This is a genomic window from Microbacterium ureisolvens (genome assembly GCF_019511645.1).
GTDB lineage: Bacteria > Actinomycetota > Actinomycetes > Actinomycetales > Microbacteriaceae > Microbacterium > Microbacterium ureisolvens_A.
This window is the reverse complement of the sequence record NZ_JAEUAX010000004.1, coordinates 218,245-231,824: the sequence shown is the minus strand read 5'-3', so window position 1 is coordinate 231,824 and position 13,580 is coordinate 218,245. Positions and strand designations below refer to the sequence as shown.

At 66.8% G+C, this 13,580-nt stretch carries 16 protein-coding genes, 1 tRNA gene and 2 pseudogenes; 11 read left to right on the top strand and 8 right to left on the bottom strand.

Annotated elements, in window-relative coordinates; all coding sequences use genetic code 11:
• Positions 1-7: 7 nt before the first annotated feature.
• From JNB61_RS09535 to JNB61_RS09520, 4 genes are all read left to right on the top strand, one after another.
• Positions 8-961: a helix-turn-helix transcriptional regulator gene (locus JNB61_RS09535; RefSeq protein WP_220339446.1), complete on the top strand. Its 954-nt coding sequence runs from the start codon at positions 8-10 to the stop codon at positions 959-961.
• Positions 958-1,899 (top strand): helix-turn-helix domain-containing protein, encoded by a 942-nt coding sequence (locus tag JNB61_RS09530; RefSeq protein ID WP_220339445.1) that lies wholly within the window; start codon positions 958-960, stop codon positions 1,897-1,899. The genes JNB61_RS09535 and JNB61_RS09530 overlap by 4 nt, the downstream gene beginning before the upstream one ends.
• A gap of 70 nt (positions 1,900-1,969) precedes the next feature.
• Complete coding sequence (locus tag JNB61_RS09525; protein ID WP_220339444.1) at positions 1,970-2,293, top strand: DUF7882 family protein; 324 nt, start codon at positions 1,970-1,972, stop codon at positions 2,291-2,293.
• A gap of 397 nt (positions 2,294-2,690) precedes the next feature.
• Complete coding sequence (locus JNB61_RS09520) at positions 2,691-3,083, top strand: hypothetical protein (protein ID WP_220339443.1); 393 nt, start codon at positions 2,691-2,693, stop codon at positions 3,081-3,083.
• A gap of 95 nt (positions 3,084-3,178) precedes the next feature.
• Here the strand turns inward: JNB61_RS09520 and JNB61_RS09515 are convergent, their stop codons facing one another.
• From JNB61_RS09515 to JNB61_RS09505, 3 genes and pseudogenes are all read right to left on the bottom strand, one after another.
• Positions 3,179-3,598, bottom strand: coding sequence for a DUF6098 family protein (locus JNB61_RS09515; RefSeq protein ID WP_308289087.1), 420 nt, complete (start codon positions 3,596-3,598; stop codon positions 3,179-3,181).
• Positions 3,599-3,623: 25 nt separating this feature from the next.
• A pseudogene (locus tag JNB61_RS09510) lies at positions 3,624-3,806 on the bottom strand (DUF6766 family protein); the annotation flags it as partial.
• Between the two features lie 213 nt (positions 3,807-4,019).
• Positions 4,020-4,364: a hypothetical protein gene (locus tag JNB61_RS09505; RefSeq protein ID WP_220288130.1), complete on the bottom strand. Its 345-nt coding sequence runs from the start codon at positions 4,362-4,364 to the stop codon at positions 4,020-4,022.
• A 193-nt stretch (positions 4,365-4,557) separates the two neighbouring features.
• Between JNB61_RS09505 and JNB61_RS09500 the strand changes: the two genes are divergently transcribed.
• Both JNB61_RS09500 and JNB61_RS09495 read left to right on the top strand, forming a co-directional pair.
• Positions 4,558-5,760, top strand: coding sequence for an amidohydrolase (locus JNB61_RS09500; protein WP_220339442.1), 1,203 nt, complete (start codon positions 4,558-4,560; stop codon positions 5,758-5,760).
• A 333-nt stretch (positions 5,761-6,093) separates the two neighbouring features.
• Positions 6,094-6,699 carry a hypothetical protein gene (locus JNB61_RS09495; RefSeq protein WP_220339441.1) on the top strand — a complete coding sequence of 202 codons (606 nt, stop codon included), beginning with the start codon at positions 6,094-6,096 and terminating at the stop codon, positions 6,697-6,699.
• 67 nt (positions 6,700-6,766) lie between these two features.
• Here JNB61_RS09495 and JNB61_RS09490 read toward each other — a convergent pair whose 3' ends face one another.
• The 3 genes from JNB61_RS09490 to JNB61_RS09480 form a co-directional block, all read right to left on the bottom strand.
• Entirely contained in the window at positions 6,767-7,714 is a 948-nt protein-coding gene (locus tag JNB61_RS09490; protein WP_220339440.1) for a CPBP family intramembrane glutamic endopeptidase, read from the bottom strand.
• A 139-nt stretch (positions 7,715-7,853) separates the two neighbouring features.
• Complete coding sequence (locus JNB61_RS09485; protein WP_220339439.1) at positions 7,854-8,537, bottom strand: VOC family protein; 684 nt, start codon at positions 8,535-8,537, stop codon at positions 7,854-7,856.
• Between the two features lie 454 nt (positions 8,538-8,991).
• Positions 8,992-9,135, bottom strand: coding sequence for a hypothetical protein (locus JNB61_RS09480; RefSeq protein ID WP_220288128.1), 144 nt, complete (start codon positions 9,133-9,135; stop codon positions 8,992-8,994).
• A gap of 42 nt (positions 9,136-9,177) precedes the next feature.
• Here JNB61_RS09480 and JNB61_RS20640 point away from each other — a divergent pair, with 42 nt between their 5' ends.
• From JNB61_RS20640 to JNB61_RS09465, 4 genes and pseudogenes are all read left to right on the top strand, one after another.
• The gene (locus JNB61_RS20640; RefSeq protein ID WP_374226636.1) at positions 9,178-9,534 is read left to right on the top strand and encodes an HTH domain-containing protein; all 357 of its coding nucleotides are present in this window, start codon (positions 9,178-9,180) and stop codon (positions 9,532-9,534) included.
• A gap of 59 nt (positions 9,535-9,593) precedes the next feature.
• Entirely contained in the window at positions 9,594-10,316 is a 723-nt protein-coding gene (locus JNB61_RS09475) for a phosphotransferase family protein (RefSeq protein ID WP_220339438.1), read from the top strand.
• Positions 10,317-10,472: 156 nt separating this feature from the next.
• The gene (locus JNB61_RS09470; RefSeq protein WP_220339437.1) at positions 10,473-10,778 is read left to right on the top strand and encodes an NIPSNAP family protein; all 306 of its coding nucleotides are present in this window, start codon (positions 10,473-10,475) and stop codon (positions 10,776-10,778) included.
• 626 nt (positions 10,779-11,404) lie between these two features.
• A pseudogene (locus tag JNB61_RS09465) lies at positions 11,405-11,590 on the top strand (site-specific integrase); the annotation flags it as partial.
• A 24-nt stretch (positions 11,591-11,614) separates the two neighbouring features.
• Here JNB61_RS09465 and JNB61_RS09460 read toward each other — a convergent pair.
• Positions 11,615-11,690, bottom strand: a tRNA-Arg gene (locus JNB61_RS09460).
• 44 nt (positions 11,691-11,734) lie between these two features.
• Entirely contained in the window at positions 11,735-12,559 is an 825-nt protein-coding gene (locus JNB61_RS09455; protein ID WP_223214743.1) for an SGNH/GDSL hydrolase family protein, read from the bottom strand.
• Positions 12,560-12,720: 161 nt separating this feature from the next.
• Between JNB61_RS09455 and JNB61_RS09450 the strand changes: the two genes are divergently transcribed.
• Positions 12,721-13,575: a transglutaminase-like domain-containing protein gene (locus JNB61_RS09450; protein WP_308289086.1), complete on the top strand. Its 855-nt coding sequence runs from the start codon at positions 12,721-12,723 to the stop codon at positions 13,573-13,575.
• The last annotated feature ends 5 nt before the right edge of the window (positions 13,576-13,580 follow it).

Below are 13,580 nucleotides of genomic sequence, written 5' to 3'. Positions count from 1 at the left end.
GCTCACGATGCCGACCATTCGCAGCAGTGCCGACCAGGCGGACGCGGCGGTCGCCGCCCTCGAGACCTACTTCCCCGGGGTGCAGGTCGGATCCGATCAGGGCACGCCGCTGCAGTTCTCGATGACCGCGTCGTCCCTGCCGCAGGGGGTCAGCTTCCTCGATTTCACGATCGGCGGACGGCCGCTGACCACCCGGGTCAACGACACCGGCGGGTTCATGTTCGCTCGAGCGGTGCAGTTCGACGGCGAAATGACGCTGGGGCGCGCAGACGTGGACGCCGCCCAGCCGTACATCATCCATCCCGGGTTGCACAGCCGGTACGACGTCGCCCACGCCCAGGTGCTCGCCATGGATTCCGACGCCTTCCTCAGCCGACTGGGGGAACGCGTCACACGGGGCTCCGGCAGCTTCCAGTTCACCGGGATCGGCCCGCGCACCCCCGAGTACGGGAAGTATTGGGACGCGGTCGTCGTCACCGTCGCGCACGCGATCCGCACCGGAGCGGTCGACGATCCACTGGTCGCGTCGAGTCTCCTCGACCTCGTCGTCACCTCCAGCCTGGCGTGCTTCACCCACACCTGGGACGATGCCCCCTCCGAGACGCTCCCGACGCTTCCTGCCGCGGTGAGGCGCGCCCGCGCGTTCATCGACGACAACGCGCACACCCCGATCGCGATGACCGACATCGCCCAGGCGGCTCGGATGAGCGTCCGCGGCATCCAATACGCGTTCGCCCGTGAACTCCAGATGACACCCACGGAATACCTGCGCCGCGTCCGGCTGACCCAGGCGCGAACCGCACTGTTGACGGGGAACCCGTCGGCCGGCGACACGGTCGCCGCGATCGCCCGCTCCTGCGGGTTCGCCCACCCCGCCCGGTTCGCTGCGACCTACCGCAGCCAGTACGGGGAGAACCCCTCCGACACCCTCAAACGGACCGGGAACGGGCACCCCTTATGAGCGCGCCCTACATCGAGACAGCTGTCCATCTCACCGACGCCGACCAGACCGAACAGCACCTGCACGACACGTATGGGCCGGTGGTGATTGAGAACGGACTTCGGCTTTTCCATCAGCACCTTGCCGGTGACGAGCACATTCAGCTCCACCGCGGCCGTTTCGAGGGCTCCTACACCATCGCCATCGAACTCACCCAATTCGTCGTGGCATCCGCGGTCAGCAGCTGCCGCTGGGAAGAGGGGCGCGACAGCGGCGACATGGCCTTCGAACCCGCGCTCTTCCGTCCGCATACTCCGTACGTCAATCACCTCGCAGACAACGAGAACCGTGCCGTCGTCTTCAACGCGGACGCACTCCAGGCCAGCGCCCGCCGCCTCTACGGACGAGACGACGTCGTCCTCGCATTCGACGGCCCCCGTCCCGCCACACCACAAGACGGCGAGATGTGGCTGAGCGTTCTCGACCTTGCCCGCGCCCAGCAGCAGGCCGGGCTGCTCAGCAACGACCTGGTACGCGCGAGCCTGTTCCGGCTGCTCACCGTCACCCTGCTGGACACGTTCCGACTCCTGGGTGACCGACCGGCGCTGCACGCGTCGGCGGCACGCCAGCAGACCATCCACCGGATCGCGGTCGACTACTTCCACGACTACGCGTCACTGCCCATCACCATCGACGACGCCGCGGCCGCCGCCGGCGTGGCCACACGCGAGCTCGTAGCCGCCTTCCGCGCATCTCACCCCGACGACGCGGCGCCGACGGCTTATCTCCGCACCGTCCGACTCGCGGGCGCTCTAGATGACCTCCGCAACGGCGACCCCACTCGCGGCGACACCGTCACGGAGATCTCCCAGCGCTGGGGCTTCACCTCACCCAGCCGCTTCGCCGCGCTCTTCCGAGCCACGTACGGCCTGACACCCGGTCAAGTACTCCGAAGCTGACACACGCACGGGCACACACTCGCACCAGGCGTAGCCGCCGCCGCATATGGCCCGGTCTGAAGCCCCTCCCATGGGCAGGTTCAGCTACGACAGTCGAGCCGACTCCGTTTACATCGACGATCGAATCCTGGCCCACCTGCGCCTGGCGGTGATGAACAAGCTGCGCCGAGCGGAGCTATTCATGTTCGATGTCGAGCTGCGCGGTGACAGCGGGTGGCGCTCGTTCTGGGTTCATCCTGCAGTGCCGCTGCAGTTCCACTTCTGCGGCAGCCGGCAGCCGTACATCAACCGGTCATGGGTGGAAGCACTCATCCGCGCTGCCAGCGGCCCCCACGGACTGTCCATTGTTCCCGAGCCGGAAGAGTCGGCCCAGGATGGCCCGGCAACCACCTAACACATCAGCCAGCCAGCAAACGCGAGACACCTCGGGTTCCTGCCAGGAGCCAGTGGCGGGATGGGTCCACCCCTGAAGAGGGCGGGCGGCATGGACTGCAAAGCCAGGGGGCCACGCGTCGTCTGCGATGACACTCGACGTGTATGCGGACCTCTTCGACGACGTTGCGGCCGCTCTCTATCCTCAAGCGGGCATTGAACGCCGGCGGCGCGCTCAGCGCGCATCGGGTCCACATGCGAGCCTACGGCGAGATCGCGACGTCAGCGAGCCGCGCAGGCGGCCGGCCTTGCGGACCTCTCTGCCGAGAGTTACAACCGCGCGATACCGCACACGTGCAAAGCGCCAGCCGCTGTCAAGCCCCTGGGGTGGACAGCGGAAACCCCGGAACCTGCCGAACATGGATGACATGCCGCAGAAACTGCCAGAGCCGGCGAGGTCGCCGGCTGGTATCGATGCGCACCGGGAAGCCCGCTCCATCCATCAGCTGGTCCTCGAACCAGTCAGCGAGGGAGCGTGGCGGCTCTGTGACCGCGCGGTGGCGGCCAACCACGCGGGGAACGTCGTGGCCTACGTGGAAGTCGCGCCACCCGACGGGTTCGACGTCGTCTGGATCATCCCCGGTCATCGACCCGGCCGCTACCGCACGTTGGAGCAGGTCCTCACCGACGCGACCATGCTCCTCACCCGCCCGTCCGCCACCAAACCGATCCCCATCGCCCATCTCGCCCCATTCTCCACCTCCCGGACACGACAGCCCGACGCGCATCACATCAACCCCTCCGGCGGCTGAAGCCGGCGGCCGTTGCGCTGAGAACGCCCCCCGCGGATACGCGAGGGGCCTCCGTGACCCCCTTAGCAGTGCCGGCAGGGATCGTTGCGCGGCAGCTAGTCCTCCGGGCCTTGGCCGGCCCGGAATGCCTGCTCGTAGCGTCCAACGGCCTCTTCCAGGAGTTCTTCCGAGAGCCGGCCTACGGCCTGTATGTCGACCAGCAGGGGCTCATTGTCCGGCCCACGCCCCACAACGGTGCCGTCGAGCAGCCACGGGAACCGCTCGGGGTTCTTCTCCCGTAGCTGCCGATACTGGCAGACTTGGCGGGCGAGCCAGTCTCCGAGCGGCCTGGTCCACCAGCTCTCCGGATGTAGCGGGTTCACCGATAGGCCCGGCAGCTGCAGACCGCTTTCCGTGTCTATGCTCTGTTCCTGGCCGTCGTGCTCGGGCCCCTTTGAGTAGCGGACGTAGGTGGTCGCCCGCCCGCTCACCACGGCCTCCAGCTCAGTCAAGGATCGAATGATCGGAAGGGTCACCCTGCTCACGCTCCCGTCGGTCCGATTATTGGGATTCCTCGGCAGTGACGTGGTGGGGTTCCCCGACCGGCTTGGACTCGCTGGACCCGCGCTGTCGCAGGAAGATCGAGAACGCGATCATCGCGCCCACAGCGAGGAACTCGGACTGCCAGTTCTGCAGCGTCCGGTTCCAGAAGTCCGATGTGGCCAGATACTCCGCCCACCCGATCCCCTCCGGCGTGAAATCGACCACGTCTTCACCTTCTCTCGATCTGTCCTCGCAGACTGACCCACCTGCCCTCACCGCGCACCGCCCTTGACAAGGCTGCGTGATCGTCTGCCCGGCGCCGCCGGGACGGGGGCCTCGGCTCACGTTCACTTCCCACAACGCGCGGAATCCACCGCGGGGAAGCGGATCAAGTCGGCCCCTTTGAACAGCTGGCTACGCCTCGTCGCCGAACCCGTGCCACCCGGACGGAATGGCTGCGTCGTCGAGGGGTTGAGCCGGCGGCGGGGTGCGGATGAGTGAGATCTTCTCCTGCATGTATTCGACCGCCACCTCATTCGACGGCGGCGCGACATCCGAGTCGGTGGATTCAGCGACCATGTTGGTGGCCATGTTGAGGACGAAGGTCGCCTCGACCTCGTTGCCGTCCTGACCGATCGCCCGCACCGTGACCGTGTCACCGCTCTGCTGCGCGGCGAGGAGGCCGGCGTACTCGAGGAGAACATCAGCGGTCTCGTCGTCCAGGAAGACGGTCTTGTCCGCATAGGAGACGTGTTTCATCCCGCAAGGGTGGGCCGCCGCCGCCGAGGATGAGAGGTCATTGACACCCGCGACGGTCTGTGCGAGGTTCCCGCCGTGGCTGGCGTGGGCAGCGCCCCGAGCACACCCGCGCCTGGGCTGAGCCGGATGCCCCGGGGCTGGGTCTGCGTCAAGCCCCTCGGCGGAGCGGCGGGGTGCCTCGTAGACAGAACTCATGCCCGCTCCTGCCGCTTCGCTGGAACCTCCACCGCTCGCGATCGTCTCCGGCCGGGTGATCCCGGTTGCTTCTGCACCCATAGAAGAGGGCACCGTGCTGCTGCGCGGCGGCCGCATCGAGGCGGTCGGCGCCGACATCTCCGTCCCGTCGGATGCGGAGGTGATCGACGCCGCAGGCCGGTGGGTGCTGCCGGGATTCATAGAAGCGCACGCGCACGCGGGGATCCATGAGGAATCCAGCGGTGGTGCGGGCGACGACACCAATGAGTCCTCGGCGCCGGTTCTCCCGGGGCTGCGCGCGCTGGACGCGATCAACATCGAAGACCCCGGCTTCGACGATGCACTGCACGGCGGCATCACGACCGTGATCGTCAAACCTGGCAGCAGCAACGTGTTCGGCGGGCAGACGGTGGCGCTGAAGACCGCTGGTGGCCCTACAGTCGACGACCGCATCCTCAGCGACGCGGTCAGCCTGAAGTCGGCATTCGGGGAGAATCCCACGAGCGCGCACGGTGGTTCCGGCCGGACACCGATGACTCGGATGGGCATCGCGATGCTGATCCGCCAGACGTTAGAGGACGCACGGCACTACCGCGCCCGCCGGGATATCGCGGCCTCCGAGGGGGCGCCGTTCGCCGTGGACCTCGGGCAGGAGACGCTGGTCCGGCTTCTCGAGGGCGAACTCATCTGGGACGTGCACGCCCACCGGCACGACGACATCGCCTCCGCCCTGCGCATTGCGGAGGAATATGGACTGCGACTCGTGATCAACCACGGCACAGAGGCATACAAGCTCGTCGATCGCATCGCCGAGAGAGGACTGCCGGTGATCGTGGGGCCGACTCTCTCCGCCCGCACCAAGGTGGAACTGCAAGGTTCCCGCGCGTCCACACCCGCCGCGCTCACCGCCGCCGGCGTCCAGGTGGCGCTGATCACCGATCACCCGCAAGTGCCCATCCATCTCCTGCGCGTGCAAGCGGCCGTAGCGGTCCGTGCCGGTCTGGGCCGTGAGGACGCCATGCGCGCGATCACGAGCACTCCCGCCGAGATCTACGGCCTGCAAGACCGGGTGGGAAGCCTCCGACCAGGTGCCGACGCCGACGTCGTCATCTGGTCCGGCGACCCGCTCGACCTGCAATCCCAAGCGATGCACGTCATCATCGCCGGCCAGACGGCCCACCTTGCGGGCGGAGCCGCGTAACCTCCCAGCACGCACTGTGTTCCGGAAGCGCGGCCTGCCACTCAGGCACGCACGATGGCTGGGAACTCAGGGTTAAGAGAAGTAAATCGCATCGGCCAAGAAACCACGGCTGCGCACATCCGCACGGTGAGGCGTCCTCCAGCGAGCGTCGACGATTCAGTCATGAGGATGTCTGACGTATGGACGTGGCTCGCTCCTCGCGCCGGGTTGGTCATCTGTTGTCGGGGTGCCTCGGGTTGGTCCTCCTCGGGCGCGACCTGTCGATGAGTGGCATGCGAATCCGCCGCCGACGACCACTTGATGAGCTGACGGCGTGTGTGGTCTTCTGGCGGAATGTCGTTCTTTCCCACGGACCTCGAGATCTCCGAGCCTGAGCACGAGGACTTCGCTCCGCCGCCATGGTGGCAGACGCCCGAGGACGAGATCCCCTCGATCGCTGCCACCTCTCGGCTGCTAGCTGTGACCCATCACGTTGCGGTTGCGTTGATCGGCGCAGACGTCTATCGCAATGGGGTGGAGTTCCGTATCGAACGACGCCTGCGCAGGAACGGTATGCCCGCGCGCGAGTGGAACGAATCGATTGCCGTGTTTACCGAGCACTCGCCGTTCGGTGGTCGAGGAGTCGACCTGGGCCGTCTGCGCTACGGCCTGGTCCTCGGTGATGGCGAGCGGGTTCTGGATGACGCACCATACGCCGGCGGCGCTGACCCGATGTCACCGCCCGAAGGACACGCCTTGAGGCGCATGGGAAGCGAGTCCAGCGGCGGCCGCGGTTCGTTCACCGGCCGGGACCGGCTGTGGCTCTGGCCCGCACCTCCGGCCGGGCCGATCGATTTCGTGATGCAGTGGCCGGCGCTAGAAATCGACGAAACACGCGTCTTGATCGACGGTGACGAACTCATCGCACAAATCCCGCATGTCAAGCAGTTCTGGGAGTAACACCATCGCCCGAGACCGGGTCCCCTTGCGGCCTTCGCACGAATGCAAGGCGTGGGTGAGCCCGCGCTCAGGCGGTAGCCGGCGCCTTGTCGGTTGCCAAGGCGGTCGTCGCGGTGTTGGGCCAGGTGCGGGATGCGCGGCGGAAGAGGAGAAAGGAGATGCCCGTGAGGGCGATGACCATGACGGCGGCGGGCAGGCTGGCTTCGGTGCCGAAGTCCCCGCCGGTCAGCCAGGTGGGTGCACCGTCCGTGGGGCTGAGGTACATCAGCGAGGTGGACTTGGCGTCGATCCCGGAGACCTCGATGCCCCAGACATTGCCCATGACCCAGTTCCAGCCGGCGTGGATCCCGATGATGAGCCACAGCGAGTTCTGCCAGAACATGATCAGCGCTGCGGAGACGGCGTAGCCGAAGATCACGATGAACGGCAGGGGCCGCCACGGCCAGATGCCGTGAAGGACCGTGAACAGCAACGCCGGGAGAAGGATGGCCAGCCAGGCGGGGAAGCGAACCGCGTTGTTCTGGGTGAGGAACCCGCGGATGAGCACTTCTTCACTGCCACCCTGGACAATCGACGCCGCAACGAGCGCCACGACAAGCGTGAGAGACGGCAACCCGGTGAACGCGTCGTCCGGACCGTCGACGACTTCGTAGGCGCCGATCGCCCACAGGAACATGATCGGCGCCGAGATCAGCGCCGCTCCCACGAGGATGCCCACTAGGAGCTTCACAACGCCCGTGCCGGGCTTGCGGAATCCGAGCGTCTTGATGCTGCGGCGCTCGTACAGCCATACCCAGAGGAACACCGCACCGGCCATGAGTAGATCCGAGCCGAGCTCGACCCACTGCCCTTCAGCTGACCCGTCCTTCGGATCGAACACAGCGGTCAGTGCCGCGAGTCCGCCCACCTGCACGAGGAAGATGCACAGAACGGTGATGAGGTACGCCAGCCACGGGGCGGTGACCCGCTTCCCGGTGAAGGCGTCCTGGGCAAGCGGTGACTGCTTAAGAGACATCGCGGAGTCCGATCTGTGCGAGGGCAGGCGTCGCGCACCAGGGTAACGATCCAGCGAGCAAAGCGTCTCGATCACTTACGAGAACGGATGCCGGTCGCTGACCGAGCGCCACGGTGGTCTGTTTGTCGCCTGGCACCCGTCAGATCTGAACCCCTGCGTCGGCGTTGGCTGCCGTCGCGGGGCGCGCACCATCCGGCCACGCGGCCAGGCACACTTTGTTTCCCGACTGATCCGCCAGGATCCACGCGCTCGGTGCCTCGGAGTCGTCGACGATACGTCCCCCCGCCGCGACGGCCTGGGCAAGACGTGCTTCGATCTGGTCCCGCCCGAGGGACACATCGATGTGCATGGCGTGACGCAGCGACTTGGACGGATCGAGATCCTGCATCCACACCGTGGAACCTTGACCGAGCGGATCAATGCAGTTGTCCTCATGTAACGGCGCGTAGCCGAGCACGGCACGCCAGAACGGCAGGTCGATCACCGCCGGCTTCGCCGCAATCGCTACCTGGACCTCCTGCACCGCGTTGCGATCGGCGACGGCCCCCTGCTCGCGCGCAACCGCGGAGATCGCACGGGCCACGTCGAGATGGTCGCGCTCGGTACCCCACATCTCGCGAGTCAGCTTCACAGTCAGGCGATCGGACGTCGCGGTGAGCAGAGTGCGCGGCCCGAGCCCAGGCACTTCGGCCACCGCTGCCGCCAGACGCGCAGCGTCTCCAAGCGATGCCACCTTGAACACCGCGGTCGGACCGCCGTGCAGAATCGCCCAGTCGTCGACACCATCGCCCGACAGGAAGGCGAGCCAGCCGTCTTCACTCATGGCGATCACCCTACGCACACACCTGCCCACCAGGTAGTTGGGTCGCGCACCGGACTTTTCGCGGAGGAACGGAGGTCATTGACTTTTCGTCGCCGACGGTGTTCGGACCGCGACCTATGGGCGTACAACGGTCATGAACTCACTGACGCCTGGCGAATGGATCGCCCTCGCAACCCTGCTTCTCAACCTATGCGCCACGCTCATGCGCGAGGATGACCGTGACCGATGACGGGTCCGTCAGCGCGCGGTCGACGGGTATCAACATCCAACCGGTCAAGCCCGGGGGGAGGTCTTGCCGACCGCTACCGTGAGACTGCGACCGATCGCCTGTGAACACGATCGGCAGAAGGAGTGCGCAGTGGCTGACGCGCAGGCTGGTTGGTACGACGACGGTACGGGGACGATGCGGTGGTGGGACGGCCAGAGGCGACTCGTGAGCGGCGGCGGAGACCTGTCAGCCCTGACTTCCCCGCGAGGGTGCGGAGGAGTCAGCGGCTTCATCGTCATCGTCGGCGGCCAGCACCGCGATGGGCGGGATGCCGAGGAAGAGGGCAACGAACTTGCCCCAGGGTCCTACCGGATGCGAAGACTCGGGCATCGTCAACTCCTTCGTCGCAGTACCTCTGTTCCAAGCTAGCGCGTGAGTTCAGCGCTCGGTCGATCCCCGCGCGAAGGCGCATCGACCTCGCGTCTGGGCGCTGAAGAGAGCCTCCGCGTCGCAATTCTCTCGGCATACCTCTCGACAGGGTTATCGATCGACGACAACGCGAGACTGCGAGGCATCCTCGAATCACTTACTGCCCAAGCCGGCCTCACGCCCGCCAACATCGCGCAGCTCGTGGAGTGGATGTCGACACGTCGAGGGCGCACTCATCGAGCCATCGGCCGTGCCGCTCGACGCCAGGTACCGCCTTGCGCTCCGGAGTTCATACATCACGGCGGTCAATCAAGCACGCCCCCGCTGAAATCGAGGCACAGTGGATCCTCTAACGACTGAAGCAGACCGCGGGAGGGCCGTCGACCGCACGTTGATCGGCGACCTGATGATGTGGAGTCGTGAAGGTGAAGAATGAGCGGGTGCGGCAAGGCGCGGTTGGTCATGTGCGGTTGGTTGAGCATCTCGGCCGACCGGTCGTCGAGAAGCGGATGACCGACCCCGCTCGGCATGACACGGAAGTTCTCGCCCTTGGGGCGCTCGGTTGCACCGAGCTGCCGGTGCCGGAGCTCATCCAAGTCGACCGGGGATCGATCCTCATGACGCTCATGCCCGGCCAGCGCCTGGATAGTCTGACCCTCGACGCAAGACTGACGGGATTGGAGGCGTCGGCGACGCTGCTCCACCGGCTGCACGACCTGCAGCCACCACCCGGGCTACCGCCTGGCCCAGACGACGAGTCAATCGTTCGCCGTTACTCTGACGCCCCGGGCCCGCCGTTGCCTTTGCGAGTTCCGCGTACTGAACGCCTCACGTTCTGCCACGGCGACTGGACCGATGCCAACCTGCTGGCCATCGACGGCAAAATCACGGCGATCGTCGACTGGGAGCGAGCCCACCTGGGAGATCCGATCAGGGAGCTTTCCCGCGCAGCATGGGCCGCGTCACGGAAAGACCCCCGATCATTCGATCGCCTCGTCGAGCGGTACGGCGCGGACCCCGTGAAGGTCAGGGAGTGGCTCCCGATCCACGCCGCCGAACTGTGGCTCTGGTTCGCGGAGGCGGGGCCACCCGCGTATCTGGAGCAGCTCACCGCGGAACTCGAGAGCTGGCCACCCATCTGAGAACAACAACGCTCCAGACGCGGTCGCTCAGCGCTCTTCGCTCTGCCAGCTTTCCGAGCGCTCTCTGCCACTCTTTGCACACGGGACCGCGATCGTCGTCGGGCAGCCTCCTCATCGGCAAGACTCGCCGAAGCGCCTGATCGCAAAGGACCCTCGATGATCACTGTTCATCTTCGCTATGAGATCGATCCCGACAAGCTCGACGACTTCACCGAATACGGCCGGGCGTGGATCCACCTCGTCAACAAGCTCGGCGGAATCCACCACGGCTACTTCATGCCCAGCGAGGGCGACAGCGACGAAGCGTTCGCGTTGTTCACCTTTCCGTCGCTGGCCGAGTATGAGGTCTACCGGAACGCTTCGAAGACGGACCCGGAGTGTCAGGAGGCATTCGAGCTTGCACGACGAACCGGGTGTATCCGCCGCTACGAGCGTCGGTTCCTCTCGCCTGTGTTCGCTTAGCGGTGGTGCGTGAGTTGTCGCGGTTGGAGGCGATGCAATCGGACCTGGGATAGCTGCGCATCGGATAGCCAGGCCGATGAAATGCACGGTGGAGGCTCCCTTCTCGCGCCTGCCCCTAATCTCGTTTGCCGCCGTGTCGACGGACCGAACGGGCCCGCGATCACTGAGATCGTCGGAGCGGCGTGCTCGCCAAGAGTCAGACGCCAGCGACAAAGAGACTGCAGCGCACGCAGGTGCACGTTCGACGTGGGGCACGAGCGTTGAGTGGGGATCGCGATCTATAGAGAGATCCCGCGGGTATTCGAACCGTACATAAATGGGGCGGCTGGCTGCGCCGCTTGGATTCGTGCAGCCCGACGCAGTTCGGCTTCCACGGCTCGGACCGAGTCGTTGATGGTGACCTCTGTGGTCCCGCGGAGCGTCGTGTCGGCGAATTGCTGGCACGCCGCCGCGTCCGATCGACCGATCGCGATGGCCTCGTTGCGGTGTCGTCCGCGCGTGAGTCCTACGTGGAGACCGGCGGCGTCGACGTCGGGGCCGACGATGGCGGAGTCGGTGGTCGCGCGGAGCGCGTAGCTGCAGCGTCAGTGCCGCGTACTCGGCGTCCTGAAAGCGGTGCACCCGTCAGCAGCGGTGCGCACGTGAAAGCGGTGCAGCGGATGCTCGGACACGCGTCGGCCGCGATGACACTCGACGTCTATGCGGACCTCTTCGACGACGATCTGGACGCCGTTGCGGCTGCTCTCGATCGCGCCAAGCGCGCCACAGATGTTGTCAAAGTGTTGTCACGAGAAAGGGATCGAGAGTCCTGATGACTCTCGATCCCTTGTCCCGACTGGTGCCCCCGACAGGAATCGAACCTGCGACCTTTGGTACCGGAAACCAACGCTCTATCCCCTGAGCTACGGAGGCGTGCCGATTGAGACTACCATCCGGACGCCGCCGGCCCTGCCACGTCAGGGGGTCGGGGGAGTGTCGTCGAGGGGCGCGTCGGCGACGATCGCCGGCTGCTGCTCCATACGCTCGATCGCGGTCGCGACGCGGTCGGCGAGGTAGGCGTGGCCGTTCGTCGAGGGATGGTCGCGCCCGATGGGGCCCGTATCGATGACATCGAGGTAGTTGGCGTCGGTGATCCAGTCCTCCGCGATGGGGGAGATGTACCACCAGCCTCGCGCGCCGGCGAGCTCGCTGAGGTCGGCGTCGATCTCGCGCGTCGCATCCTGCACGGGCAGAACCTGCGGCGACGGGCCCAGGATCACGATGTCGGCGTCGGGGTAGCGGGCCTGAAGGGCGTCCCACGCGGCGGTGACAGCATCCCGATATCCGGTCGGATAGAGCCTGCGGTCGTTGATCGACCCCTCGACGATGATGAGGTCGGGGTCGAGCGCCGGGTCCAGCGCGTCGATGCGCTCGCCGTACGCGGGTCCGTCGAGGCCCGGCTTGAGGTAGCCGCTGCCGCGCACGCCGTTCACGACGGTCTCGACGCCGAGCTCGTCCGCCAGCAGGTACGCGAAGCCGAGCGTCGGCACGGTCGCCGCCGAGCCATACACCCACGAGTCTCCGAAGACGAGCACGCGCGCGCCCTCTTCCAGCACGAGCGGAGCCGGAGGGACGGATGCTGCGACCGCGGCCTCGCCCTTGGCGACCGCTGCGGGAGCCACCGGTTCGGGCGCCCCCCAGGGGCGGAGGACGGCCACCGCGCACACCGCAGCGACGGCCAGCGCGGCGCCCGCCAGAGGGAGCCACGGCCGCCGTGCTCGGGTGCGGCCGGGCGGGTGCATGTAGAGAGGGTATGTCATGCGTCGGCGAGGTCCGTTCACGGGGTGTGAACTGGGGAAATCAGGGGGCAGATCCTGAGGGTGGGAACCGCTTGCAGGGCACTCCCAGCAAGTGCGTGTCAACCCCGCGCGATCCTGTCCGCACGGCATGCGAGGATACTTCGGTGCAACGCGTCGTGACCGCTGAGATGGACCTCGAATTGGGGGCATCCGTCGACCTCATCTTCCAGATCGCAGCCGCTCAGGCGGTGCCGATCTCGAGCGAGCAGCTGACGTTCACGCAGGGCGATCGCGTGTACACGCCGACCGAGATCGTCGACCAGTCCGGCAGCCGTCTGCACCGCCTCACGGGCGAGCCCGGTCACCTTGAGATCCGCTACGAGGCGACCGTCGACGGGCAGGCCGCGAGCAACCGCACGAGCGACCTCGAGGCCATCACGTATCTTCGCCCGAGCCGCTACGCGCAGTCCGACGAGGTGTTCCAGCAGGCGCGTCGCCAGTTCAAGGGGCTGTCCGGCCACGACCTCATCGCCGCGGTCTCGGAGTTCGTCTCGACGAGCACCACGTACACTCCCGGCCTCAGCCAGGGCACCGACAGCGCGGTCACGACGCTGATGACCGGCCAGGGCGTGTGCCGTGACTACGCGCACGTCGTCATCGCGCTGCTGCGCGCCATGGACATGCCCGCCCGCTACGCCGCGTGCTTCGCGCCGGGGCTGCGCCCGATGGACTTCCACGCCGTCGCCGAGGCGTACCTCGACGGCGCCTGGTATGTCATCGACGCCACGCGGCTCTCGAACCGCAACTCGCTCGTGCGCATCGCCACGGGTCGCGATGCCGCGGACTGCGCGTTCCTCAGCTACCACGGTGGCTACGTGGGCCTCAAGCGCCTGCGCGTCGACGCGTGGGTGGTCCCCGAGGCCGCGACCCTCGACGGGCTCGACACTCTGCCCGAGGTGCTGCCGGAGGCCTCCGATCCCGCCGCCGACGACTTCGGCGCACTGGTGCAGATCTCCTGACCCGG

Bases quoted from the DNA above. Each gene is read 5' to 3' on its own strand.
- JNB61_RS09485 (WP_220339439.1), bottom strand. From the start codon at position 8,537: ATGAGTGAAGACGGCTGGCTCGCCTTCCTGTCGGGCGATGGTGTCGAC.
- JNB61_RS09500 (WP_220339442.1), top strand. From the start codon at position 4,558: ATGCCCGCTCCTGCCGCTTCGCTGGAACCTCCACCGCTCGCGATCGTC.
- JNB61_RS09520 (WP_220339443.1), top strand. From the start codon at position 2,691: ATGGATGACATGCCGCAGAAACTGCCAGAGCCGGCGAGGTCGCCGGCT.
- JNB61_RS09495 (WP_220339441.1), top strand. From the start codon at position 6,094: ATGTCGTTCTTTCCCACGGACCTCGAGATCTCCGAGCCTGAGCACGAG.
- JNB61_RS09505 (WP_220288130.1), bottom strand. From the start codon at position 4,364: ATGAAACACGTCTCCTATGCGGACAAGACCGTCTTCCTGGACGACGAG.
- JNB61_RS09455 (WP_223214743.1), bottom strand. From the start codon at position 12,559: ATGCACCCGCCCGGCCGCACCCGAGCACGGCGGCCGTGGCTCCCTCTG.
- JNB61_RS09530 (WP_220339445.1), top strand. From the start codon at position 958: ATGAGCGCGCCCTACATCGAGACAGCTGTCCATCTCACCGACGCCGAC.
- JNB61_RS09470 (WP_220339437.1), top strand. From the start codon at position 10,473: ATGATCACTGTTCATCTTCGCTATGAGATCGATCCCGACAAGCTCGAC.
- JNB61_RS09480 (WP_220288128.1), bottom strand. From the start codon at position 9,135: ATGCCCGAGTCTTCGCATCCGGTAGGACCCTGGGGCAAGTTCGTTGCC.
- JNB61_RS09525 (WP_220339444.1), top strand. From the start codon at position 1,970: ATGGGCAGGTTCAGCTACGACAGTCGAGCCGACTCCGTTTACATCGAC.
- JNB61_RS09490 (WP_220339440.1), bottom strand. From the start codon at position 7,714: ATGTCTCTTAAGCAGTCACCGCTTGCCCAGGACGCCTTCACCGGGAAG.
- JNB61_RS09535 (WP_220339446.1), top strand. From the start codon at position 8: ATGCCGACCATTCGCAGCAGTGCCGACCAGGCGGACGCGGCGGTCGCC.